Below are 24966 nucleotides of genomic sequence, written 5' to 3' on the forward strand. Positions count from 1 at the left end.
CTCAGACCCCCGCGGGAGTGGTGACGACGGCGTCGGACAGGTCGGCCGGGGAGGCCAGGTGGCCCAGCACCGCGGTGGCGGCGGCGACCTGGGGCGAGACGAGGTGGGTGCGGCCGCCCTTGCCTTGCCTGCCTTCGAAGTTGCGGTTGGAGGTGGACGCGGAGCGCTCGCCGGGCGCCAGTTGGTCGGGGTTCATGCCCAGGCACATGGAGCAGCCCGCGTGCCGCCATTCGGCTCCGGCGCCGGTGAAGACCTTGTCGAGGCCCTCGTCGACGGCCTGGAGGGCGACGCGGACGGAGCCGGGAACGACCAGCATGCGCACGCCGTCGGCGACTTTGCGGCCGTCCAGGACGGCGGCGGCGGCGCGCAGGTCCTCGATGCGCCCGTTGGTGCAGGAGCCTACGAAGACGGTGTCGACCTTGATGTCCCGCAGCGGCTGCCCGGCGGTCAACCCCATGTACTTCAGGGCGTTTTCGGCGGCCAGGCGCTCCGAAGCGTCTTCGTACGAAGCCGGGTCGGGGACGGACGCCGAAAGCGGCGCGCCCTGGCCGGGGTTGGTGCCCCAGGTGACGAACGGGGCCAGCTCGGCGGCGTCGATGACGACCTCCGCGTCGAACACGGCGTCGTCGTCGGTGCGCAGCGTCTTCCAGTAGGCGACCGCCGCGTCCCAGTCCTCGCCCTCGGGCGCGTGGGCGCGGCCCTTCAGATAGGCGAAGGTGGTGTCGTCGGGGGCGATCATGCCCGCGCGGGCGCCGGCCTCGATGGACATGTTGCAGATGGTCATCCGGGCCTCCATCGAGAGTTTCTCGATGGCGGAGCCCCGGTACTCCAGGACGTAGCCCTGGCCGCCGCCGGTGCCGATCTTCGCGATGATCGCCAGGATGAGGTCCTTGGCGGTGACGCCGTCGGGCAGCTCCCCTTCGATGGTGATGGCCATCGTCTTGGGGCGGGCCATGGGCAGCGTCTGGGTGGCCAGCACATGCTCGACCTGGGAGGTGCCGATGCCGAACGCGAGCGCGCCGAAGGCGCCGTGCGTGGAGGTGTGCGAGTCGCCGCAGACCACGGTGGTGCCGGGCTGGGTCAGTCCCAGCTGCGGTCCCACGACGTGGACGACACCCTGCTCGACATCGCCCAGCGGGTGCAGCCGGACACCGAACTCGGCGCAGTTCTTGCGCAGGGTCTCCAGCTGGACGCGGGAGACCGGGTCGGCGATGGGCTTGTCGATGTCGAGGGTGGGGGTGTTGTGGTCCTCGGTAGCGATGGTGAGGTCGAGGCGCCGCACCTGCCGGCCGCTCTTGCGCAGACCGTCGAAGGCCTGGGGGCTGGTCACCTCGTGCAGCAGGTGCAGATCGATGAAGAGGAGGTCGGGCTCGCCCTCGGCGCGCCGGACGACATGGTCGTCCCAGACCTTCTCCGCGAGTGTCCTACCCATCGCTTTCCCTCCGGCCGGCCTGGTGCGCCGGCGCATCTAGAGATGTGTGGGGCCTGCGTCCGCACCACACGTGACCCACGTGTCCCACGTGCCGGACGCCGACTGCGGACCCGTTGGTCGCGGGCCGCCCCTACAGGTTGGCAAGATCCCGGGAAAATTGAACTTGCGTTTCACAGAGTGAGACGTGAGTATCGTTGCATGGACAACTCTAGCGGCGTCGGCGTTCTCGACAAGGCAGCTCTGGTTCTGAGCGCTCTGGAGTCCGGTCCGGCCACCCTCGCCGGGCTGGTCGCGGCGACCGGGCTCGCACGACCCACGGCACACCGCCTTGCCGTGGCACTGGAACACCACCGGATGGTGGCGAGGGACATGCAGGGCCGGTTCATCCTGGGCCCGCGACTGGCCGAGCTGGCCGCCGCGGCCGGTGAGGACCGGCTGCTGGCCACGGCGGGGCCGGTACTGACGCATCTGCGCGATGTGACGGGCGAGAGCGCCCAGCTGTACCGGCGCCAGGGCGACATGCGTATCTGCGTCGCCGCGGCCGAGCGGCTGTCCGGTCTGCGGGACACCGTGCCGGTCGGCTCCACGCTCACCATGAAGGCCGGCTCTTCCGCGCAGATCCTGATGGCCTGGGAGGAGCCGGAGCGGCTGCACAGGGGCCTGCAGGGCGCCCGTTTCACGGCGACGGCCCTGTCGGGCGTACGGCGCCGCGGCTGGGCCCAGTCGATCGGTGAGCGGGAGCCGGGTGTGGCGTCGGTGTCGGCGCCCGTACGGGGCCCCTCGAACCGCGTGGTGGCCGCCGTGTCGGTGTCGGGCCCGATCGAGCGACTGACCCGCCACCCGGGGCGTATGCACGCCCAGGCGGTCATCGACGCGGCCGGCCGCCTGACGGAGGCGCTGCGCCGGTCCGGCTGACCGGGTCGTGATGTCCATGTTCCTGCTGCCAACTCCGGCTCACCGCTTCAACGCCGCAGCGGTGGGCCGGAGTTGTGTCCGCCCCGTGCCGGGCACGACGAAGAAGCCCTCCCCTGTTGGGGAGGGCTTCTCTTGTTGTACCCCCGACCGGATTCGAACCGGCGCTACCGCCTTGAGAGGGCGGCGTGCTAGGCCGCTACACAACGGGGGCATGGATCATTTTCATGATCCAGCTGGCCTACCAGGACTCGAACCTAGACTAACTGAACCAGAATCAGTCGTGCTGCCAATTACACCATAGGCCACTGGTGGTTGAGACCAGTTGGTACCCCCGACCGGATTCGAACCGGCGCTACCGCCTTGAGAGGGCGGCGTGCTAGGCCGCTACACAACGGGGGCCCTAGCGATCCCATCCGGCCTGAGCCGGATGTTGTCACCTTGGTACCACCGGGAGCGACCCTGATGATCCCACGGGATGGATCTGTACCCCCGACCGGATTCGAACCGGCGCTACTGCCTTGAGAGGGCAGCGTGCTAGGCCGCTACACAACGGGGGCTTTGCAGATGAGCTCTGCGAGCTGGCCTACCAGGACTCGAACCTAGACTAACTGAACCAGAATCAGTCGTGCTGCCAATTACACCATAGGCCACCAGAACGCAACCCCCGAGGGAGATCTTGTTCGGCTTGCGCTTCCGGATCCCGGCCCTTTCGGCCCGCTCCCCTCGGCGCAGGAAGAACATTACCCGAAGGTCTCCGGCGCTCCAAAACGGGTATCCCCGCGCAGCAGTCCGGGGAGCTGGTCGAGGCTCGTGATCCTCTGCAGCTCGGGGCGGCCGCCGAGGCCGAGACGGTCCAGCCACACCCCGCGCAGCCCCGCCTCCGTGGCGCCCCGGGCGTCGATGTCGGGCTGGTCGCCGACGTACGCGACCTCGGCCGGCGGCAGGCCCAGCGCCTCGCACGCGGCGTGGAACGCGGCCGCCTCGGGCTTGGACACGCCGAGCTCGGCCGCGCAGACGACGGCCTCGAACCGGTCGCGTACGCCCAGCACGCGCAGCTTGCGGTCCTGGTTGTGCAGGGACGAGTTCGACAGCACGCCGTGGCGGTACTCGGCGGCGAGGACGTCCAGTACGGGCAGGGTGTCGGGGAAGAGTTCCCAGGCGGCCTCGTAGTGCGCCAGGTAGCGCGCGAACCAGGCGTCCGCCTCGGTGTCGCTCACGGGCGTGCCCAGGAAGGTGCGCACCCGGTCGCGCCGCTGCTCCTCCCAGGTCGTCTCCCCGGCGGCGAACCGCGCCCAGTGCAGCGCGGTGGCCTCCCGCCAGCGCGCGATGGCCTGCTCCACGCCGCTGAACGCCCCGCTCAGCCCCTCGTCCCGCAGATGGCGCCGCATACCGGCACGGTCGGCGCTCGCGTAGTCGAAGATCGTGTCGTCGATGTCCCAGAGGACGGCGCGGATCACCATGCCCCGACGGTACCGCCGAGACGGCCCCCTGCCGGGGGTCCGGGCGGGCTCCGGCGGGGTCTCGGCGGGAGGGGGCGGGCGCGGCGGCGGGTCGGGCATGGCGAAGGGGCGGCGGTCCCCGGGGGTGGGGAGCGCCGCCCCTCGGGGGGTGTGCGGGGTTACGCGGTCAGCTTGGCCAGGGCCGCGTCGACGCGGGCCAGCGTGCGGTCCTTGCCGAGGATCTCAAGGGACTCGAAGAGCGGCAGGCCGACCGTGCGGCCGGTGACGGCCACGCGGACGGGGGCCTGGGCCTTGCCCAGCTTCAGACCGTGCTCCTCGCCGGCGGCGAGCACGGCGTTCTTGAGGGCCTCGGGGCTCGTCCAGTCCGCCGTCTCCAGCTTGGCGCGGGCCGTGGTGAGCAGGGCGACCGGGTCGCCCTTCATCGCCTTCTGCCAGGACGCCTCGTCCTCGACCGGGGCCGGCAGGAAGAGGAAGTCGACGTTGGCCGTGATGTCGGAGAGGACCGTCAGGCGGGTCTGGGCGTGCGGGGCGATCCGCTCCCAGGCCGCGCGGTCGAAGTCCTCCGGCGCCCAGGGCGCGTGCGGGGCCTGGAGCCAGGGCTCGCACGCCGCGACGAACGCCTTCTCGTCCAGCATGCGGATGTGGTCGCCGTTGATCGACTCGGCCTTCTTCAGGTCGAAGCGGGCCGGGTTCGCGTTGACGTCCGCGATCTCGAACTTCTCGATCATCTCGGGGATCGTGAAGACGTCCTGGTCCGCCGAGAACGACCAGCCGAGGAGCGACAGGTAGTTCAGCAGGCCCTCGGGGAGGAAGCCGCGCTCCCGGTAGAGGTTGAGGGACGCCTGCGGGTCGCGCTTGGAGAGCTTCTTGTTGCCCTCGCCCATCACGTACGGCAGGTGGCCGAACTCGGGGACCGACTTCGCGACGCCCAGCTCGATCAGCGCCTTGTACAGGGCGATCTGGCGGGGGGTGGAGCTCAGGAGGTCCTCGCCGCGCAGGACGTGGGTGATCTCCATGAGCGCGTCGTCCACCGGGTTGACCAGCGTGTACAGCGACGCGCCGTTGGCGCGGACGATGCCGTAGTCGGGGACGTTGTCCGGGGTGAAGGTCAGCTCGCCGCGGACCAGGTCGCGGAAGGTGATCGGCTGGTCGGGCATGCGGAAGCGGACGATGGCGGCGCGGCCCTCGGCCTCGTACGCGGAGATCTGCTCGGCGCTCAGGTCGCGGCAGTGGCCGTCGTAGCCGGACGGCTTTCCTGCGGCGCGGGCGGCCTCGCGGCGCAGGTCCAGCTCTTCAGGGGTGCAGTAGCAGTGGTACGCGTACCCGCCCTTGAGGAGCTTGGCGGCGACGTCCTGGTAGACGTCCATGCGCTGCGACTGGCGGTACGGCGCGTGGGGGCCGCCGACCTCGGGGCCCTCGTCCCAGTCGAGGCCGAGCCAGCGCAGCGAGTCGAGGAGCTGCCGGTAGGACTCCTCGGAGTCGCGGGCCGCGTCGGTGTCCTCGATGCGGAAGACCATGGTGCCGCCGTGGTGCCGGGCGAAGGCCCAGTTGAACAGGGCGGTGCGGACCAGGCCCACGTGCGGGTTGCCCGTCGGGGACGGGCAGAACCGTACGCGGACGGTGGGGTCGGGGGTGTTAACCACGCTTGATCACCTTGTTGGTGAGAGTGCCGATGCCTTCGATGGTGACGGCGACCTCGTCGCCGACGGTGAGGGGGCCGACCCCGGCGGGGGTGCCGGTGAGGATGACGTCGCCGGGGAGCAGCGTCATGGCCTCGGTGATGTGGACGACCAGGTCCTCGATGAAGCGGATCATGTCGCTCGTACGACCCAGCTGGCGCTGTTCGCCGTTGACCGTGCACTGGATCGTGAGGTCGGCGGGGTCGAGGTCGGTCTCCACCCAGGGGCCGAGCGGGCAGGACGTGTCGAAGCCCTTGGCGCGGGCCCACTGCTTCTCGCGTGCCTGCGCGTCGCGGGCGGTGACGTCGTTGGCGCAGGTGTAGCCGAAGATCACGTCCTTGACGCGTTCGCGCGGGACCTCGCGGCACATGCGGCCGATGACGACGGCGAGCTCCGCCTCGTGGTGCAGCTCGTTCGAGAACGAGGGGTATTCGATGGCGTCGCCGGAGCCGATCACGGAGGTGGTGGGCTTGAAGAAGGCGACGGGTACGTCCGGGACCGCGTTGCCCAGCTCCGCGGCGTGCTCCGCGTAGTTGCGGCCGATGGCCACCACCTTGTTGGGCAGCACGGGCGGCAGCAGCCGGACCTTGCTCAGCGGGACCTTGGTGCCGCTGAGCTCGAAGTCGGCGTACGGAATACCCTTGATGATGTCGAGGACGAGGCCGTCTGGGCCCTCGCCCTCGACCGCGCCGAAGGCGACATTGCCGTCGATGGAGAATCTGGCGATGCGCACGGGATGCCGCGCCCCCTACTTACGCTGGCTGGAGTCTGACGCTCCAGGCTAACGCGGGCGGGCCGCCCGACCTGCCGCATTGCGGTCCGGCGGACCGTCGCGGCCGGGTGTCGCGGTGCCGCGGCTCAGTGCGCGGCGGTGACCGGGGCGTCCATGAGAGTGGTGCGGCGCGGGTTGGCCGTGGCGGTGGGCAGATCCTCCGAGTGGTCCGGTCGCGCGCCCCGCTCCAGTTCGGCGGCGTCGTCCAGGTGGGCGAGGGTGATGCGGCGGGGGTTCGCGATGCTGCGGATCGTCATCGTCGTCTTCATCGGTGGGTTCAGACCTCGGGGTCGGGGCGCGGGGGTGCGCCGGTTGACGGATTGCCCATCCCTGTAAAGCGTCAGGCTAAACATGGGATTCCCCGCCATTACCGCGAAGAGGCGTCGTTCTGTATGTGAGTTTCCTCACGAACAGGCAGGCAATTCCGGCATTTCAGACGACCGTACGGTTGGGCAGAAACGGACATTGCGGCTTGGAACACGCCATTCCGCTGCTGATCATCTCGACTGGGACACCCCACCCCCGTAAGCGACTCGTGAGGGAACGCCCGATTCCTCCCTGATCACCTTCTACATGCCGTGACACCGCCCTCACGAACCGTGATGGCATCGGCGGGCCCCACCGCGGCCCTTGTTGGAGATCCGGCACTGTGCTGGAATTCCACGCACCGCCGCGGGTTCGAGACCGGCGCGCAAGGGCGCAACGCAGCGCCGTAGCGGCGGTGGGAAGGGGGGAACAGCGCCGGTCACTCACGACCACCCATGGAGCGCAATCGCGCTCCACGACGCCGACACCGTCCCTTCATCTCGTGGAGGGACGCCTGGTCCAGAGGTTGCGACGCTAGTGCAGGGACGTTTCAAGAGGGATGGCAGCGCTGCGGCGGAACAGGAGCCGCGCGGCGGGACCGACCGCGGCTCCTCGCCCCAGCACACCCAGAGCCAGGGCACGGCAGCGGCCGGCGACGGCGGTGACCGCGCCGCACGCGCGGGTGCCGCTCCGGGCAAGCCCGAGCCGGCCGCCGCGCCGAAGAAGTCCAAGGACCCGACGGACACCGGCTCACGAATAGCCCTGCGCAACTGGCGCATCAGCACCCGCCTGGTCTCCCTGCTGGCCCTGCCCGTGGTCGCCGCCACGTCGCTCGGTGGACTCCGTATCAACGAGTCCATGAACGACATGGAGCAGCTGGACCACATGCAGCTGCTCACCAGGCTGACCAAGGAGGCGACCACCCTCGCCCAGGCGCTCCAGGAGGAGCGCGACCTGTCGGCAGGTCCGCTGGCCAACGACTTCCCGGTCAACGACTTCAAGGTCAAGGGTCCCCGGGACAAGACCAACTCGGCGCAGATCGCGTTCCTGAAGGCCACCGAGCAGATCGGTGACGTGCAGGGCGACGAGGCGCTGCAGAGCATCCGCTCCAACGTCCAGCAGATCGCCACGCAGGTCGTGACCATCGGTTCGATCCGGTCCGACGCGTACAAGGACGGCGTCCAGAACTCGCAGACCGTCGAGGCGTACAGCCGTCTGATCGAGTCCCTGCTGAGCCTCTCGCAGGACATGGCGCAGGCGACCAGCAACCCCGAGATGATCAAGCGCACGCGTGCGCTTGCCGCGTTCTCGGCCGCCAAGGAGTACGCCTCCATCCAGCGCGCGATCATCGCCGCCGCCCTGCCGAAGTCCGGCGACAAGAAGGGCAAGCTCAACCCGAACGACCGGCTCTACGGCTCCGCCGCGCAGACGAACGAGCGCGCGGCGCTGAAGTCGTTCGCGGCGATCTACGAGACGGCGGGCGGCGACCCGGCGGAGCTCATGGCCCCGCTCGGCGGCAGCAACCCGTCGATCCAGTCCGCCCAGTCGTACTCGGACCGCGTCCTGGGCCGTGAGACCGGCATGGAGCAGCAGCCCGCCCGGTCCTTCCTCGACTGGACCGACGAGGCCGACACCAAGATCCAGGCCATGAACACCATCGAGGCCACGCTGCTGGGCGAGATGGAGAGCAAGGCCCGTGAGCTGCGCCAGGAGTCGCAGCGCGACGCCATCATCAACGGTGCGCTGATCCTGGTCGTCCTCGGCGTGTCCCTCATCGGCGCCTTCGTGGTGGCCCGGTCCATGATCCGGTCGCTGCGGCGACTGCAGGACACCGCGACCAAGGTCGCCCAGGAACGGCTGCCCGAGCTGGTCAAGCAGCTCTCGGAGTCGGACCCGCAGGACGTCGACACCTCCGTCGAGTCGGTCGGTGTGCACTCCCGCGACGAGATCGGCAAGGTGGCCGCGGCCTTCGACGACGTGCACCGCGAGGCGGTCCGCCTCGCCGCCGAGCAGGCCCTTCTGCGGGGCAACGTCAACGCGATGTTCACCAACCTGTCGCGCCGCTCGCAGGGCCTCATCCAGCGTCAGCTGTCGCTCATCTCCGAGCTGGAGTCCCGCGAGGCCGACCCGGACCAGCTGTCGTCGCTGTTCAAGCTCGATCACCTCGCCACCCGTATGCGCCGTAACGGTGAGAACCTCCTCGTCCTCGCCGGTGAGGAGCCCGGCCGCCGGTGGACCCGCCCGGTCCCCCTGGTCGACGTGCTGCGCGCCGCCGCGTCCGAGGTGGAGCAGTACGAGCGCATCGAACTCGCCTCCGTGCCGCCGACCGAGGTCGCCGGCCGGGTCGTCAACGACCTCGTGCACCTGCTCGCCGAGCTGCTGGAGAACGCCACGTCGTTCTCCTCGCCGCAGACCAAGGTGCGCGTCACCGGTCACGCGCTGCCCGACGGGCGGGTGCTCGTCGAGATCCACGACACCGGCATCGGCCTCTCCCCCGAGGACCTCGCCGCGATCAACGAGCGGCTCGCGTCGCCGCCCACCGTGGACGTCTCCGTCTCCCGCCGCATGGGTCTGTTCGTGGTCGGCCGCCTGTCCCTGCGACACGGCATCCGTATCCAGCTGCGCCCCTCGGACTCGGGCGGCACGACCGCGCTCGTCATGCTGCCCGTGGATGTCGCGCAGGGCGGCAAGAAGCCGGTTCCCGGCAAGCAGGGCCCCGGCGGCCAGGGCGGCGCGCCGCAGGGCTCGCAGGCCGGCGGCCGCCTCGCCGGCGGTGCCGGTGCGGCCGGTGGACGTCCCGGTCTTCCGGGCGGTTCCGGCGGCCCGGCCGCCGGGCGGCTCGGTGCGGGCGCCGCGGCGGCCCGCAACCAGGTCGGTGCGGGCACGGGTGCTCGGGCGGCGCTGCCGGGCCGGGACGACGCGAACGGCCGGCCGGGCGGGCCGCAGGGCCCCCAGGCGCGGCACGGCCAGCAGGGTCACCCGGGTCAGCAGCACGGCCAGCCGGGCCAGCAGCAGGGCCAGCACGGTCAGCCGCAGGGCGGCCGGCCGCCGCAGGACCCGCAGCGCCAGGGCGGCCAGCCCCAGGGTGCCGGCGGCGCGTACGGCGCGCCCGCGGGCCGTGGCGGCCAGGGCGGCCCCGGTGCCCCGCAGGGCGGCATCCCGACGCGGTCCGACGTGTGGCAGGGCGGCCCCGCCGGTCAGAACGGCCAGCAGGGCCAGCACGGACAGCAGCTTCCGCCCACCGGCGGTTCGCGCGCCGAACTCCCCGGCGACGGCGCCCCGCAGCGCCCGCAGACCACCGGCTGGGCGGCCGAGCAGGCGCCCGGTGCCCGGGGTTCGCTGGACGCGCCGCGCGGCCATGAGGAGCCCGACTCCACCGGCCGTTACGCCCGCCCGTCGGCCGAGCAGCAGGGTGTCGGCTCCACCGCGGAGTTCGCGCGCCCCGACTTCGGCGGCCCGCGCCCGGACAGGAACGGCGGGCAGGGGGACCCGGCGTCCACCGCCGCGTTCCCGCGCCCGGACTTCGGCGCCCCGCAGCCCACGCCGCCGCAGCCGCCGGCCCCGCAGCCCGTCCAGCAGGACCGGAACCAGGGCCGGCCCCCGGCCCCGGGGCCGCGCAGGCCCGCCGGAAGCCTGCCGTCGCAGCCGCGCGCCGGAGAGCTGCCGCCCGCCGGTGCGGGCGACGGCCGGACGCCGCTGTACGACACGCTGGAGACGAACTGGTTCCACCACGGCCAGGGCGGCCGGCCGGGTGAGGCCGCGCCGCAGGCGCCCGGCCGGGCCGACCTGCCGGGCCAGGGCGCTCCGGCCGGCCGGAACGGGCAGGGCGACCAGCGTCCCGCCCAGCCCGCCGACCGGTTCCCCCGGCACGACCAGACGGTGCCGACCCCGGTCGTACCGCAGCAGCCGCAGCAGGAGCGGTCCGCTCCGTCGCTGCCCGCGCGGCCCGGTCAGGGTTCCGACGCGGCGTCCGCGACGGGCTCGTGGCGGACGTCCCCCAACGACGAGCTGGTGCGGCAGGCGGAGCGGGTGCGCAAGCCCGCCGCGGGTGGCATCACCACGTCGGGTCTGCCCAAGCGCGTACCGCGTGCCAATCTGGTGCCCGGTACCGCGCAGGAGCAGAACCACCAGTCCGGTCCGCAGGTCTCGCGTGCGCCCGATGACGTGCGCGGCCGGCTGACCAACCTCCGTCGGGGCATCCAGCAGGGCCGCCAGGCGGGGAACTCGACCACTGGCAGCTTCGATATCGGCCCTTCTCACCAGCAGGAGCGTTAGTTGAGACCGATGAGCCAGGCGGCACAGAACCTGAACTGGTTGATCACCAATTTCGTGGACAACACCCCTGGGGTGTCGCACACGGTGGTGGTCTCCGCCGACGGACTCCTGCTCGCCATGTCCGAGGGATTCCCCCGTGACCGTGCCGACCAGTTGGCGGCGGTCGCTTCCGGACTGACGTCCCTGACCGCCGGGGCGTCCCGGATCTTCGAAGGAGGGCCGGTCACCCAGACCGTGGTGGAGATGGAGCGCGGCTTCCTCTTCATCATGTCCATCTCGGACGGCTCCTCGATGGCCGTGCTCGCGCACCCCGAGTGCGACATCGGCCTTGTCGGCTACGAGATGGCGCTGCTGGTCGACCGGGCCGGCAGCGTCCTCACCCCGGACCTCCGCGCCGAGCTCCAGGGCAGCCTGCTCCACTGAGACGGTACGTTCCCCCCTCCGTACCCCTCGCGAACTGTCAACCGTTCGGCCGCCCCAACCGGCCCCCCACCGGCCCAGTCAGACGGCATGCAGACCACGTGCTGTCACGCCCGGAGGATTCATGACCCCGCCCCCCGCCTCTCACGATCCGTACGGCGCGTCGCTCGGCGACGCGGCATACGGGGACGAAGGCGACCAGCCGCTGGTCCGCCCCTACGCCATGACCGGCGGGCGGACCCGGCCGCGGTACCAGCTCGCCATAGAGGCGCTGGTGTCGACCACGGCCGATCCGGCGTTGCTCGCCGGGCTGCTCCCCGAGCACCAGCGGATCTGCCACCTCTGCCGTGAGGTCAAGTCCGTGGCCGAGGTGTCGGCTCTGCTGTCGATGCCGCTCGGTGTGGCCCGTATCCTCGTCGCCGACCTGGCGGAGGCGGGCATGGTGGCGATCCACCAGCCAGGCAATGGAGAGGCCGGCGGTACGCCGGACGTGACACTGCTCGAAAGGGTGCTCAGTGGACTTCGCAAGCTCTAGCGGCGGTGCTGCCAGGTCGACCACCAGCGCGAAGATCGTGGTGGCCGGCGGCTTCGGCGTGGGCAAGACCACGTTCGTCGGCGCCGTCTCGGAGATCAACCCGCTGCGTACGGAGGCGGTCATGACGTCCGCCTCCGCCGGGATCGACGATCTGACGCACACCGGCGGGAAGACGACGACGACCGTCGCGATGGACTTCGGCCGGATCACCCTGGACCAGGACCTGATCCTGTACCTGTTCGGTACGCCCGGACAGGACCGGTTCTGGTTCATGTGGGACGACCTGGTCCGCGGGGCCATCGGGGCGATCGTCCTCGTCGACACCCGCCGGCTCGCCGACTGCTTCCCGGCCGTGGACTACTTCGAGAACAGCGGGCTGCCGTTCGTCATCGCCCTCAACGGCTTCGAGGGGCACCAGCCGTACACGCCGGACGAGGTGCGCGAGGCGCTGCAGATCGGCCCGGACACCCCGATCATCACGACCGACGCCCGACACCGTGCGGATGCGAAGAGCGCGCTGATCACGCTGGTCGAGCACGCGCTGATGGCCCGCCTCAAGTAGACGTGGTTATACGGCAGTTGTCGTAGGCATTCAGGGGCGGACTGTGTCCTTAGACACGGTCCGCCCCGACGTTCATAACGTTTCGACAGAGAATTGCGGGACGACGGACACGAGACGCATCCGTCTGGTGCCACTGTGCTCACATGAGGCCCGCGTTTTGACACCCCTCGCTCTTTATGCCCGTTTTATCTGAGGGCTCCGCCGCAGGTCATGGCCCGAATTCGCTGTTTGGAACGTGGCCGCTTCACATGCTGCAATGCACGAACTCCCGAGTAGTACGGCCCTGAACAGAGAACGGCACAACGTAGGTGCCGACGCCGAGAGGTTGTTGGTCGAGTGAGGCGAAGCAAGAAGAGCGCCGCGGAGGAGCAGGCGCGGGGCAATTTCACCCCGCCGCCGCGCACAGCGGCGCCGCCTGCGGACGCGCCCGTGACACCCCCGGCCGGCTCGGCCGGGACCGGCAGCTCCAGCAAGCTGTCCCCGCGCAACTGGCGTGTGCCCACCCGGCTGAACGCCATCCTCCTCATACCCGTGCTGGTCGGCCTCGTGATGGGCGGATTCCAGGTCAAGGGGTCGATCGACACCTGGCAGGAGGCACAGGAGGCCGAGAAGACGGCCATCGTCGTGCGCGCCGCGTCCGAGTACGGCCAGGCACTGCTCGACGAGCGCGACCTCACGGCCCAGCCGCTGCTGAGCGCCCGCAACGCCGGCGACCGTGAGGCCTCCGTCGTGACGGAGGCGTACGCGAAGACGGACGCCGCCAAGGAGAAGTTCGACGCCGCCGTCCTGGACATGCCGTCCGGGCAGGGCCTGGAGCGTCGTCTGAAGCTCTTCCGCGCGGAGGAGCCGAGCCTGACCAAGCTGCGCGAGGCCGCGTACACCAAGGCCCTCGACCCGGTCATGACCGAAGAGGGCTACGTCAAGGTCCAGCACTCCCTGATGGAGTTCTCCAACGAGCTCGGCCTCGGCACCGGCAACGTCACCAGCTTCGGCCGGACCCTCTACGCCATCCAGCTCGCCAAGGCCGCCGAGTCGCTGCAGCGCTCGATCGGTATGCACCTGCTCGTCCGGCCCAGCAAGGACGACGCGGTCTTCGCCCAGCAGTCGGTCGCCTTCAACTCGTACAACTACCTGGAGCAGATCGCCCTCCTCGAGTACGTCTCCGGCGGTACGCAGGAGGACGAGGACAAGCTCCGCCAGATCATGACCGGCAAGGCCACCGAGGGCGCCAAGCGGCTCCAGCAGGCGGGCCTCAACCCGCCCAAGGGCCAGGACGGCTCCGTCTTCACCGGCATGGCCGGGGCGATCGGCAAGAGCAAGGACGCCGACGAGGTCAAGGGCCTCAAGAGCCAGGACATCACGCCCGAGACCTGGATGGGCGCGGCGACGGCCAAGTTCGAGGGCTACACGGAGATCGAGCAGGGACTCGTCGACAAGGCCGTGAACGAGGCCTCGCGGGTCGCCGACGAGGCCAAGACCGACGCCTTCGTCAACGGCGGCATCGTCGTGATCGCGCTGCTGACCGCCTTCATCCTGGCCGGTCTCATGGCGCGCCAGATGAGCCGCTCGATGCGCGAGCTGCGCACGGCCGCGTTCGGCATCGCCGAGCAGCGGCTGCCGATGCTGGTCGACCAGCTCTCCCGTACCGAGCCCGGCCGGGTCGACACCCGGGTGCAGCCGATCCCGATCGACTCGCAGGACGAGATCGGCGAGGTCGCCCGCGCCTTCGACCAGGTGCACCGCGAGGCGGTCCGGCTCGCCGCCGAGCAGGCCATGCTGCGGGGCAACGTCAACGCGATCTTCACCAACCTGTCCCGGCGCAACCAGTCGCTGATCGAGGGCCAGCTGACCCTGATCACCGACCTGGAGAACAACGAGGCCGACCCGGATCAGCTGGAGAACCTCTTCAAGCTCGACCACCTGGCGACCCGTATGCGCCGCAACGGCGAGAACCTGCTGGTTCTGGCCGGCGAGGAGCCGGGCCGCCGCTGGGACCAGCCGGTCCCGCTGGTCGACGTCATGCGCGCCGCCTCCTCCGAGGTGGAGCAGTACGAGCGCATCGAGCTGTCCGGCGTCCCGGAGGCGGAGATCCACGGCCAGGCCGTGACCGACCTCGTCCACCTGCTCGCGGAGCTGCTGGAGAACGCCACCACGTTCTCCTCGCCGCAGACCAAGGTGCGGGTGACGGCGACCCGGCTGCCCGACGGCCGCGTCATGATCGAGATCCATGACAAGGGCATCGGCCTGACCGCCGAGGACTTCGCCGACATCAACCACAAGCTGGCCAACCCGCCGACGGTGGACGCCGCCGTCTCGCAGCGCATGGGCCTGTTCGTGGTCGGCCGCCTCGCCGACCGGCACGGCATCCGGGTCCAGCTGCGCCCCTCCGGCGAGCAGGCGGGTACGACGTCGCTGATCATGCTGCCGGACGCGATCACCCACGGTGGTGGTGGCGAGTCGGCCCCGCACGACGACTTCACCGTCTCGCAGATCATTCCGGAGCAGCAGATCGCGCCCGCGCAGCCGGCGTACGAGACCGCCCCGATGCGGACCGCCGCCGAGCTCGGCTTCGACGACTCGCGGTACGAGCAGCAGGGCCAGGGCACCACGCTGGACCCCGTGAACCGCTCGCTGATGCGCGAGGAGCGCCGTGCGCAGCTCGGCGCCCAGGTGCAGGGCGGTCAGCCGTCCCAGGACGGCCAGGGCGCTCCTGACGGCCAGGACCGGCCGCTGTTCCGCGACGAGGCCGAGCAGCAGGGCTACGGGCAGGCGCCGGAGCAGGACGCGTACGACGCGCAGGGCTACGGGCAGCAGGACCAGCACGCGGCCTACGGGCAGGGCGGTTACGACCAGGGCTCCGGCTACGACCAGGGCGGCTACGAGCAGCCGGGTTACGAGCAGTCCGGTTACGACCAGCAGGGGTCCGGCTACGACCAGCAGTCGCCGGGCTACGGCCAGGGCTCCGGCTACGACGGGTACGGCACCGGCGACGAGTACGCGGGCGGCGACCAGTCCACCGGCGAGTACGCTGAGCAGGCATATGCGGAATCCGCGTTTCCGTCCCAGGAATCACAGGAGTCCCACTACTCCACCCCGTTCGACCCGCAGCCCCACCAGGGCGAGTGGGCCGGCCAGGGTGGTTACTCCGGCGGCTACGCCAATGGCTTCGGAGCCGAATCGGAATCCGCCCGGGGCGCTGACGCGAACGACCGCGACAGCGTAGGCTTCGACCGTCCGGGTGCCGACGCCGGCACGGACCACCAGCTGACCGACGCCGGCCTTCCGCGCCGTGGCGGCCGGCCGCAGGCCCCGCGACAGGAGCAGACCCCGTCGCAGGCCGGGCAGCCGGTCCAGCCGCAGGCCCAGGAGGCTTCGCCGACTGACGCCGGCGAGGCGGGCGACACCGACGACTGGCGTTCGACGAACGACGAGCGCTGGCAGCAGGCCAGGAAGCTCAAGGAGCCGAAGGCCGGCGGTGTCACCTCTTCGGGGCTGCCGCGGCGGGTCCCCAAGGCCAACCTGGTCGAGGGCACGGCAGCACAGACTCCGCAGGGCGGCCCACAGGTCTCCCGCGCCCCGGAGGACGTGCGCGGCAGGTTGAGCAACCTGCGGCGCGGTGTCCAGCAGGGGCGCAACGCGGGAACGGACACGAACGGATCGGGCCTCGGCCCGGGTAGTACCTACAACCAGGAGCGTTAGTGTGAGCCCGATGAGCCAGGCGGCGCAGAATCTGAACTGGTTGATCACCAACTTCGTGGACAACACCCCTGGTGTGTCGCACACGGTGGTGGTCTCCGCCGACGGACTCCTGCTGGCGATGTCCGAGGGTTTCCCCCGTGACCGTGCCGACCAGCTTGCGGCCGTCGCCTCCGGACTGACGTCGCTGACCGCGGGGGCGTCCCGGATCTTCGAGGGCGGCGCGGTCAACCAGACCGTGGTGGAGATGGAGCGCGGCTTCCTCTTCATCATGTCCATCTCGGACGGCTCGTCGCTGGCCGTCCTCGCCCACCCCGACGCCGACATCGGTCTCGTCGGTTACGAGATGGCCCTCCTCGTCGACCGCGCGGGCAGTGTCCTGACCCCGGATCTGCGCGCGGAACTCCAGGGAAGTCTTCTCAACTAACAGACAGACCGTGCGTTTCTCGCCACCGCACCATAGGGTGCGGTGGCGCGGCTCCACAGGGACATGGACCGGCGACCTGCAGTCGGAGGAGGAAACGTGGCTACACCCCCAGGCGGACACCAGCCTTATGACGGTGCTCATCAGTCGCAGGGTGACAACGCCCAGAACCGCTTCAACTTCCCCTCTTCGCCGAGCAGACAAGGTCCTCAGCCGCCCTACCAGCAGCCGCCGCAGCCGCCGTACGACAGGCCGTACGAGCAGCCGCAGGCGCCGCACTCCCAGCCGGCCCAGGGGCGGCGGCGCGCTCCGGCGCCCAAGTCGGCGTCGGGGAACCACAATCCGCTGGTCCGGCCGTACGCCATGACGGGCGGCCGGACCCGGCCCCGGTACCAGCTCGCCATCGAGGCGCTGGTGTCGACCACGGCCGATCCGTCGCGGCTGCACGGGCAGTTGCCCGAGCACCAGCGGATCTGCCGACTCTGCATCGAGATCAAGTCGGTGGCCGAGATCTCGGCGCTTCTCTCCATCCCCCTCGGCGTTGCCCGGATCCTCGTCGCCGACCTGGCGGAGGCCGGACTCGTCGCCATCCACCAGCCCGGCGGCGACGAGGCCGCCGGCGGCCAGCCAGACGTGACACTGCTCGAAAGGGTGCTCAGTGGACTTCGCAAGCTCTAGCGGCGGTGCAGCCCGCTCAACCACCAGCGCGAAGATCGTGGTGGCGGGCGGCTTCGGCGTGGGCAAGACCACGTTCGTCGGCGCCGTCTCGGAGATCAACCCGCTGCGTACCGAGGCCGTCATGACGTCTGCGTCCGCGGGCATCGACGACCTCACCCACACCGGTGACAAGACGACGACGACCGTCGCCATGGACTTCGGCCGGATCACCCTGGACCAGGACCTGATCCTCTATCTGTTCGGTACGCCCGGACAGGACCGGTTCTGGTTCATGTGGGACGACCTGGTCCGCGGCGCCATCGGTGCGGTCGTGCTGGTCGACACGAGGCGGCTCGCCGACTGCTTCCCCGCCGTCGACTACTTCGAGAACAGCGGGCTGCCGTTCGTCATCGCCCTCAACGGCTTCGACGGCCACCAGCCGTACACGCCGGACGAGGTGCGCGAGGCCCTGCAGATCGGCCCGGACACCCCGATCATCACCACCGACGCCCGCCACCGCGCGGACGCCAAGAGCGCGCTCATCACCCTGGTCGAGCACGCGCTCATGGCCCGCCTCCGGTAGGTCCCGCCGCGCACGTTCCCGCCTCGGGCCCGCACACCACAGGGTGTGCGGGCCCGAGGCGTCCGCCGTGCCGTCGCCGCCGCCGGACGTGCGGGGGAAGCGCGAAGGCCCCGTCTCGGACGAGACGGGGCCTTCGGCGTCGTGCCGCGGTTCGCGTACGGGCGGGGCGGTGTCAGCCCTGCCAGGAGTGGGCCGCGCGGAAGCCGGACTGACGCTCCAGGCGGCGCCAGCCGGCGGTGGAGCGGGTGCGGTGTGCGGCCGGGGCGGCGGGCCGGGCGTTGGCGCGGGCCAGCAGGATCGCGGTGATCGCGGCCAGCTCCTCGGGCGCGGCGTGGCCCTTCTCGACGCGGAGGAGGGATTCGGCGGTGGGTGTGGACACAGGGCGCTCCTCTTACTGAGGCGGGTTGCCGTGCTTGCGGGACGGCAGGTCGGCGTGCTTGGTGCGGAGCATGGCGAGCGAGCGGATGAGGACCTCACGGGTCTCCGCCGGGTCGATGACGTCGTCGACCAGTCCGCGCTCCGCGGCGTAGTAGGGGTGCATCAGCTCGGCCTTGTACTCCTTGACCATGCGGGCGCGCATGGCGTCGGGGTCCTCGGCGTCCGCGATCTGCCTGCGGAAGATCACGTTGGCGGCGCCCTCGGCTCCCATGACGGCGATCTCGTTGGTGGGCCAGGCGTAGGTGAGGTCGGCGCCGATGGACTGGGAGTCCATGACGATGTACGCGCCGCCGTAGGCCTTGCGCAGGATCAGCGAGATCCGGGGCACGGTGGCGTTGCAGTACGCGTACAGCAGCTTGGCGCCGTGGCGGATGATGCCGCCGTGCTCCTGGTCGACACCGGGCAGGAAGCCGGGGACGTCCAGCAGCGTGAGGATCGGGATGTTGAAGGCGTCGCACATCTGGACGAAGCGGGCGGCCTTCTCGGACGCCTCGATGTCCAGGACACCGGCCAGGGTCTGCGGCTGGTTGGCGACGATGCCGACGACCTGGCCGTCGAGGCGGGCGAGGGCGCAGATGATGTTGCGGGCCCAGCGCTCGTGGACCTCCAGGTAGTCGCCGTCGTCGACGATCTCCTCGATGACCTTGTGCATGTCGTACGGGCGGTTGCCGTCGGCGGGCACGAGGTCGAGCAGGACGTCGCCGCTGCGGTCCGCGGGGTCCTCGGAGTGGACGACCGGCGGGTTCTCGCGGTTGTTCGAGGGGAGCATCGACAGCAGGTAGCGGACCTCGGCGATGCAGGTCTCCTCGTCGTCGTACGCGAAGTGCGCGACGCCGGAGGTCTCGGCGTGGACGTCGGCGCCGCCGAGTCCGTTCTGGGTGATCTCCTCGCCGGTGACGGCCTTGACGACGTCGGGGCCGGTGATGAACATCTGCGAGGTCTCGCGGACCATGAACACGAAGTCCGTCAGGGCGGGGCTGTAGGCCGCGCCGCCCGCGCAGGGGCCGAGCATCACGGAGATCTGCGGGATGACGCCCGAGGCGCGGGTGTTGCGCTGGAAGATGCCGCCGTACCCGGCGAGCGCGGAGACGCCCTCCTGGATACGGGCGCCGGCGCCGTCGTTCAGGGAGACCAGCGGGGCACCGGCCGCGATGGCCATGTCCATGATTTTGTGGATCTTGGTGGCGTGGGCCTCGCCCAGCGCGCCGCCGAAGATGCGGAAGTCATGGGCGTAGACGAAGACCGTACGGCCCTCGACCGTGCCCCAGCCGGTGATGACACCGTCCGTGTAGGGCTTCTTCGCCTCCAGTCCGAACCCGCTCGCGCGGTGCCGGCGCAGCTGCTCGACCTCCTTGAACGAGCCCGGGTCGAGCAGCAGCTCGATGCGCTCACGAGCGGTCAGCTTGCCCTTGGCGTGCTGCGCCTCGGTCGCCCGGTCACTCGGGCCGCGCAGGGCCTGCTCGCGCAGGGCGTGGAGTTCGGCCACACGCCCACGGGCGTCCGTCGGCTCGCCCTGGGTTTCGTCCACAACGGTCATGCATCGACCCTACGGAGCCGACCAAGGTATTCCCGCCGTCGACTCTGTACAGTCTCCGGACCCATCTGCTGTGAGGCTTCAACAGAACCATTGGGTGGTGCAGCCGAACTACCAGCTCAACACCTTTCCGCCTTGTGGGGTCTTCACAACAGGGGGTGGGTGTTCAGGTCAGGGCCACGACACACCGATGACCCGCGCATGCAGTACCCGGGGTGATCCGCAGCCGCAGCGTACGCCCGGTGGCGAGCACCTCGACGGTCGGGTCGTGGGCCGTGACCCGGTGCGTGGGACGGTTCCAGGCGATCTCCAGCGGCCGCCCGGTGCGGGGCGGCTCGCTGATGTGGAGGCCGACCTCGAGGCCGCGCCGCCGCAGCAGGACACTGGCCGGCGCGGTGGCGGTGAGCGGCCCCACCGTGCCCGGCTGCCAGAAGTTCACGGCGGTCAGGCCGAGCGACGGCACGGTGACGGCCTGGCGGGCGGCGGTGTTCTCCAGGACCCGCGCCCAGTCGGGGTCGTCCGCGCGCGCGGTGACGGTGCGGCGGCTCGCGCCCGGCATCAGCAGGTACACGTAGGAGGCGCCGTCCGGGTCGGTGCCGTGGTCGAGCCAGAGCGTCCGGTAGCGGCGGGTGCGCCGCTCGGCGCTGGACGTGGTGTTGATGTCGCGCCACGCCCCGGTGCGGTCCTCGCCCAGGGTGCGCAGCGCGGCCGTTCCGCCGGGCAGGACCCAGCCGCCGTGGCCCTCCAGGTGCGCCCAGCGGTGTCCGGTGGTGAACGCGGCCGTGCCGGCCTCGCCGAGGTTCCGGTTGTCCACGACGGTCTCGACGGGTACGCCGTCGGAGCAACGGATGCCCGCGCCGAGGCAGATGACGGCGTCGTCCGCGCAGAACCAGGACGTGCGGGCCTCCAGGGTGGAGCCGAGCCCCCGGATGTGCTGGCCGATCGCGGCGTACTCGCCGTCGGTCACCCCGCCGACCCAGCGCACGTCGGGTCGGTGCGCGCCCCATTCGCCGCCCTCCCGGTCGGCGAGCCGTTTGGTGGACACGGTCGTCCCGGGCAGCCGGTACCAGTCGACGGTCGGCCAGAACCAGTCGGTGTACTGGGCGTCGCCCGCCGTGCCCTCCCCCGGGCCCCACCAGGAGAGCATTCCGGCGCCGGTGTGCCAGCCGCGCGGGTTCTCGCCGTTGCCGCACTCGTAGGAGGCGATGCGGTCGGAGGCCATGGCGATGTTGGCCGCCCAGCGGGGGCGGCGGTGCACGGCCCGGTCCATGGCGGCGAACAGGGTGTGGCCGACCGGTTCGGGCGCGGCCCGCACGGGTGCGGCGGCGACCGCGTGGAGCCGGGCCAGGTCGGCGACGTCGAACCGCGGTGCGGTGAGCACCGGGCTGACGGTGTCGCGTTCGATCCAGCCCTTCACGCGCGCGTGCCACCGGTCGCGTTCGGCGGGGCTCGCCACGGTGGCCAGCAGGGCGATCGCGGCGATGACGCCCTGTCCGTGGTAGTGGTCGCCGCGCAGGGTGCCGCGCGGGTCGTTGCGGAGGACGCCCCGGCTGATGGCGCGGCCGCTGACGCTGTCCATCATCAGGCCGTTGCGCAGGAGGGGGACGTACGCGCGCTCGACGCTGTCCAGGACGATCCGCCGGGCCGGGTCGGTGACCTCCCACGCGGTTCCGGCGAGGAGGGCGAACAGCCGGGCGAGCCCGTCGAGGAGGACCTGCCCGTACGTACCGGTGTAGGCGACCCAGGTGTGCTGGACGAAGCTGCCGTCGGCGTACAGGCCGTCGCCGCTGGTGACGTACGGGAACACCGGCGACAGCGCGTCGCGGGCGAGGGCCAGCTTGTCGGGCCTGCGGCCGAGTACGCCGCGCAGGGCGACGGAGCGGCACAGGTCGACGCGGTTGGCGCCGGTGGATGTGCCGCTGTAGTCGCCGAGCACCGTGTCGGGGACGAAGTGGTCGACGGCGGCGCACGCGGCCTCGATCCGCTCGGGTGTCAGTCGCCCGTACAGCGCGGCGACGATGTCCGTCAGCAGGCGCGGGCTGCCGATCTGCCACTCCCACCAGTTGCCGTAGCGGGTGGTGGAGGGGTTGTAGACGCGGGCGGAGAGGTGGTCGAGGCCGGTGCGGACGGCGTCGAGGAGCCCGGGGTCGCCGGTGCGGCCGGTGCCCGGCTGGACGTATGCCTGCGTCATGGTCCACAGGCGGTGGTAGCTCCGGGTGATGCCGGAGGGCGGGTCGAAGGGGTGGCCGAGCCAGAGGGAGGTGTCGGTGGGCGTCATGGTCGCCTCGAACCGGGTGGCGAGGTCCCCGGTCTCGGCGAGGCGGGAGGCGTACGGTTCGGCGGCCGGGTCGTAGCCGGTGCCGAGCAGCAGGTCGAGCCAGCGCCGGCGCATGGTCTCGTACGGGTCGGCTGCCCCGCCGGCGGGCGGGGCGGCGGACGGGCCGGCGGGCGGGGCGGCGGCCGCGGTGGGGGGCGGGGCGGCGGCCGCGGTGGGGGGCGATGCCGCACCGAATCCCAGGGCCGCGGTGGACGTGGCGGTGAGGAAGGTGCGGCGGGACCAGTCGGGCTCCGTCGGCGGCACGGGGGACCTCCTGGGGGACGGCGCGGGGCGCGGGGACGACCTGAGAGGAGCGTGGGGGACGCGGCGGGCGGGGCGACAGACGAGGATCAGCCGAGTCGCACCACCGCCCTGTGGACGGTGCCCAGCGTTCCCGGCGTGATCCGCAGCCGCAGCGCGGAGCCCGTCGACAGCACATCGACCGCCGGGTCGCGGGCGATCACCTCCGGCACCGGCCGGTCCCAGGTGAGGTCGATGGCGGCGCCGTCGCGGAGCGGGCCCGAGACGCAGACGGTGGCGGTGGTCCCGGTCTCCCTGATCAGTACGGACGCGGGCGCGCCCGCCGTCACGGCGCCGACCGTCCCGCCGAACCAGAAGTTGACCCCGGTGAGGCCGAGCGACGGCACGCGCACGCCCTGGTGCTCGCTGGTGTTGGCGAGGACGTCGAGCCAGCCGGTGTCGGCGGCCCGGGCGGCGGTCCGCGCGGCGGTCGCGCCCGGCATCAGGACGTACGCGTACGTGGCCCAGGTCGGGTCCGTGCCGTGGTCGAACCAGAGGGTGAGGTAGCGCCGGGTGACCGGGGTGGTCGACGCGCCCTTGTTGATGTCCGACCACGCGCCGGTACGGGCCTCGCGCAGCGCGTTCACGGTGGCGCCGCCCGGGAAGACGTACCCGGCGAAGCCCGCCAGGTGCGCCCAGCGGGCCCCGGTGAGCGTCGCGCTCCAGCCGGGCGCGGTGGACTGCGCGGAACCGTCGACGGTGAAGCCGTGGGCGCCGTTCTGGCCCAGGTTGCGGTTGTCCACGACCGATTCGACGCCGGTGCCGTCCCGGCCGTGGATGCCGGCGCCGAGGCAGACGATCGCGTCGTCGAGGAAGAACCAGGACTTCTTGGCGAGCAGGGTGGACGACAGGCCCCTGAGGTACTGGCCGACGGCCGCGTACGTGCCGTCGGTGGCGCCGCCGACCCAGCGCGCGTCGGGGCGGGCGGCGCCCCAGGGGCCGCCCTCGCCGTCGGCGAGCGGCTTGCGCGACGCGGTGGTGCCGGGGAGGCGGTAGGGGTCGACGGTGGGCCAGAAGTCGTCGCTGTACTGGCCGTTGGCGAAGTCGGAGCCCCACCAGTAGAGCATTCCCGAGCCGGTGTGCCAGGCGCGGAGGTTCTCGCCGTTGCCGTTCTCGTAGTACGTGACGCGGTTCGAGGCCATGGACACGGCGGCGGCCCAGCCGGGGCGGCGGTGCACGGCCCGGTCCATGCCGGGGAAGAGCCGGTGGCCGACGGGTTCGGCGGCAGGTGTGCCGGGGCCGTCCGCCACCGCCTTGAGCCGGGCGAGCTGCGAGACGCCGAGGACGGGGCTGGTGAGGACCGGGCTGAAGTAGTCCCGGGCGATCCAGCCCTTGACCATGGAGTCCCAGCGCGCCTTCTCGGCGGCGGAGGCGCTCTGCCCGAGCAGTGCCACACAGGCGATGACGGCGTGCCCGCGCAGATGGTCGTCCTGGCGCAGCCGCCGGGTGTCGGAGTTCTGCACGCCCCGGCTGACGGCCCGGCCGGAGACGCCGTCCATGGCGAGGCCGTTGAACAGGAAGGGCGCGTAGGCCTTCTCGACGGAGTCGAACACGATCTGCCTGCCGCTGTCGGTGACCTCCCACGCGGAGCCCTTGAGCAGGGCGAAGAGGAGTGAGAGCCCGCCGAGCATCACGGCGCCGTAGGACCCGGCGTAGGGCACGTAGGTGTGCTGGATGAAGCTGCCGTCGGCGTACAGGCCGTCGCCCTTGGTCACGTACGGGAAGACGGGTGAGAGCGCGTCACGGGCGAGGGCGAGCTTGGCCGGGGTCCTCCCGACGACCCCGCGCAGGGCGAGGACCCGGCACAGGTCGACACGGTTGGCGCCGGTGGACGTGCCGCTGTACGTGGCGACCGCGCTGTCGGGGACGAAGTGGTCGACGGCGGCGCAGGTGCCGGCGATCCGGGTGGCGCCGAGGTGGTCGTGGACGAGGACGCAGATGTCCAGCAGGGCCTGCGGGATGCCGATCTGCCAGTTGTACCAGTTGCCGTAGCGGGCCCGGGAGGCGTTGTACGCCTGGGCGTGGAGGTGGTCGACCCCGGCGAGCAGGTCGGCGAGGAGGCCGGGGTCGCCGGTGAGGCCGGTGCCGGGCTGCGCCCACGCCTCGGCGAGGGTGCGCAGCCGGTGGTAGCTGGTGCCGAGGTTGCCGCTGTACGTGTACGACTCGGCGTCGGTGTCGGGTTCCGGGTCGGCGTAGGGAAGTTCGGGCCACAGGGAGCCGTCGGCCGGGGCCATGGAGGCGCGCAGGGCGGCGGCGGTGGAGCCGAGGGCGGCGAGCTTGCCGGCGTACGGCTCGGTGGCGGGGCTGAAGCCGGTGCCGAGGATCAGGTCGCGCCACCGGGCGCGCAGGGCGTCGTAGGCGTCGGCGCCGGTGGCGGAGGAGGCGGTGGCAGTCGCGGAGGAGGCGGTCGCGGCGGAGCCGGTCGCGGCGGTCGCCCGGGGTATGCCGAGCTGGAGGGCGGTGGCGGCGGTGGCGGCGAGTGCGGCGGAGCGCATCAGCGCACGGCGGGAGAGGGGCGGGAGTGCGGAGGACATGACGGAGGAACCTCCGGAGGAACGGGGGCGTGTCGTTGAATCCCAGACCACGCGTGGGTGAGCGGTTTCTCTCACGGAGACACAGAAAGAGTCAATGCGCCGCGCGTTCTCCCGAGAAAATGATTGT

The 24966-nt window shown here is 71.4% G+C and carries 18 protein-coding genes and 5 tRNA genes; 9 read left to right on the forward strand and 14 right to left on the reverse strand.

Annotation, left to right across the window (positions count from 1 at the left end):
- Window position 1 precedes the first annotated feature (1 nt).
- A complete protein-coding gene (gene leuC / locus ACGF5U_RS06575) occupies window positions 2-1432 on the reverse strand; it encodes a 3-isopropylmalate dehydratase large subunit (RefSeq protein ID WP_392710855.1) in 1431 nt (476 codons plus the stop codon).
- A gap of 198 nt (window positions 1433-1630) precedes the next feature.
- Here leuC and ndgR point away from each other — a divergent pair, with 198 nt between their 5' ends.
- A complete protein-coding gene (gene ndgR, locus ACGF5U_RS06580; protein ID WP_031074615.1) occupies window positions 1631-2347 on the forward strand; it encodes an IclR family transcriptional regulator NdgR in 717 nt (238 codons plus the stop codon).
- A gap of 138 nt (window positions 2348-2485) precedes the next feature.
- Here ndgR and ACGF5U_RS06585 read toward each other — a convergent pair.
- From ACGF5U_RS06585 to ACGF5U_RS06625, 9 genes are all read right to left on the reverse strand, one after another.
- Window positions 2486-2558: transfer RNA gene (locus ACGF5U_RS06585), tRNA-Glu, on the reverse strand.
- A gap of 22 nt (window positions 2559-2580) precedes the next feature.
- Window positions 2581-2652, reverse strand: a tRNA-Gln gene (locus tag ACGF5U_RS06590).
- An 18-nt stretch (window positions 2653-2670) separates the two neighbouring features.
- A tRNA-Glu gene (locus ACGF5U_RS06595) sits at window positions 2671-2746 on the reverse strand.
- 85 nt (window positions 2747-2831) lie between these two features.
- Window positions 2832-2904 (reverse strand) — tRNA-Glu (locus ACGF5U_RS06600).
- Between the two features lie 21 nt (window positions 2905-2925).
- Window positions 2926-2997, reverse strand: a tRNA-Gln gene (locus ACGF5U_RS06605).
- A 90-nt stretch (window positions 2998-3087) separates the two neighbouring features.
- Window positions 3088-3807 (reverse strand): HAD family hydrolase, encoded by a 720-nt coding sequence (locus tag ACGF5U_RS06610; RefSeq protein ID WP_392710856.1) that lies wholly within the window; start codon window positions 3805-3807, stop codon window positions 3088-3090.
- Between the two features lie 158 nt (window positions 3808-3965).
- Window positions 3966-5450: a glutamate--tRNA ligase gene (gene gltX, locus ACGF5U_RS06615; RefSeq protein ID WP_392710857.1), complete on the reverse strand. Its 1485-nt coding sequence runs from the start codon at window positions 5448-5450 to the stop codon at window positions 3966-3968.
- Window positions 5443-6219 (reverse strand): fumarylacetoacetate hydrolase family protein, encoded by a 777-nt coding sequence (locus ACGF5U_RS06620; RefSeq protein ID WP_392710858.1) that lies wholly within the window; start codon window positions 6217-6219, stop codon window positions 5443-5445. The genes gltX and ACGF5U_RS06620 overlap by 8 nt, the downstream gene beginning before the upstream one ends.
- A gap of 125 nt (window positions 6220-6344) precedes the next feature.
- Window positions 6345-6527, reverse strand: a complete 183-nt coding sequence (locus ACGF5U_RS06625; protein WP_392710859.1) for a hypothetical protein — start codon at window positions 6525-6527, stop codon at window positions 6345-6347.
- Window positions 6528-7101: 574 nt separating this feature from the next.
- On the opposite strand from ACGF5U_RS06625, the gene ACGF5U_RS06630 reads away from it, so the two are divergent.
- The 8 genes from ACGF5U_RS06630 (at window position 7102) to ACGF5U_RS06665 (ending at window position 17716) form a co-directional block, all read left to right on the forward strand.
- Window positions 7102-10839, forward strand: a complete 3738-nt coding sequence (locus tag ACGF5U_RS06630) for a nitrate- and nitrite sensing domain-containing protein (RefSeq protein ID WP_392710860.1) — start codon at window positions 7102-7104, stop codon at window positions 10837-10839.
- A gap of 9 nt (window positions 10840-10848) precedes the next feature.
- Window positions 10849-11262 carry a roadblock/LC7 domain-containing protein gene (locus ACGF5U_RS06635; protein WP_392711280.1) on the forward strand — a complete coding sequence of 138 codons (414 nt, stop codon included), beginning with the start codon at window positions 10849-10851 and terminating at the stop codon, window positions 11260-11262.
- Window positions 11263-11383: 121 nt separating this feature from the next.
- Window positions 11384-11794: a DUF742 domain-containing protein gene (locus ACGF5U_RS06640; RefSeq protein WP_392710861.1), complete on the forward strand. Its 411-nt coding sequence runs from the start codon at window positions 11384-11386 to the stop codon at window positions 11792-11794.
- Entirely contained in the window at window positions 11775-12356 is a 582-nt protein-coding gene (locus ACGF5U_RS06645) for an ATP/GTP-binding protein (protein ID WP_392710862.1), read from the forward strand. Before ACGF5U_RS06640 ends, ACGF5U_RS06645 begins: the two co-directional genes overlap by 20 nt.
- 336 nt (window positions 12357-12692) lie before the next feature.
- A complete protein-coding gene (locus ACGF5U_RS06650; RefSeq protein ID WP_392710863.1) occupies window positions 12693-16055 on the forward strand; it encodes a nitrate- and nitrite sensing domain-containing protein in 3363 nt (1120 codons plus the stop codon).
- Between the two features lie 10 nt (window positions 16056-16065).
- Complete coding sequence (locus tag ACGF5U_RS06655; protein WP_006127847.1) at window positions 16066-16479, forward strand: roadblock/LC7 domain-containing protein; 414 nt, start codon at window positions 16066-16068, stop codon at window positions 16477-16479.
- Between the two features lie 96 nt (window positions 16480-16575).
- Complete coding sequence (locus ACGF5U_RS06660; RefSeq protein ID WP_392710864.1) at window positions 16576-17154, forward strand: DUF742 domain-containing protein; 579 nt, start codon at window positions 16576-16578, stop codon at window positions 17152-17154.
- Entirely contained in the window at window positions 17135-17716 is a 582-nt protein-coding gene (locus ACGF5U_RS06665) for an ATP/GTP-binding protein (protein ID WP_069978110.1), read from the forward strand. The genes ACGF5U_RS06660 and ACGF5U_RS06665 overlap by 20 nt, the downstream gene beginning before the upstream one ends.
- A gap of 172 nt (window positions 17717-17888) precedes the next feature.
- Here the strand turns inward: ACGF5U_RS06665 and ACGF5U_RS06670 are convergent, their stop codons facing one another.
- From ACGF5U_RS06670 to ACGF5U_RS06685, 4 genes are all read right to left on the reverse strand, one after another.
- A complete protein-coding gene (locus ACGF5U_RS06670; RefSeq protein WP_392710865.1) occupies window positions 17889-18095 on the reverse strand; it encodes an acyl-CoA carboxylase subunit epsilon in 207 nt (68 codons plus the stop codon).
- Between the two features lie 12 nt (window positions 18096-18107).
- Window positions 18108-19691 carry an acyl-CoA carboxylase subunit beta gene (locus ACGF5U_RS06675; RefSeq protein WP_392710866.1) on the reverse strand — a complete coding sequence of 528 codons (1584 nt, stop codon included), beginning with the start codon at window positions 19689-19691 and terminating at the stop codon, window positions 18108-18110.
- A 163-nt stretch (window positions 19692-19854) separates the two neighbouring features.
- On the reverse strand, window positions 19855-22269 hold the full coding sequence (locus ACGF5U_RS06680; RefSeq protein ID WP_392710867.1) for a polysaccharide lyase 8 family protein: 2415 nt from the start codon (window positions 22267-22269) through the stop codon (window positions 19855-19857).
- A gap of 86 nt (window positions 22270-22355) precedes the next feature.
- The gene (locus ACGF5U_RS06685; RefSeq protein WP_392710868.1) at window positions 22356-24839 is read right to left on the reverse strand and encodes a polysaccharide lyase 8 family protein; all 2484 of its coding nucleotides are present in this window, start codon (window positions 24837-24839) and stop codon (window positions 22356-22358) included.
- Window positions 24840-24966 lie beyond the last annotated feature (127 nt).

This window comes from Streptomyces sp. NPDC047886 (assembly GCF_043204435.1).
Lineage (GTDB): Bacteria > Actinomycetota > Actinomycetes > Streptomycetales > Streptomycetaceae > Streptomyces.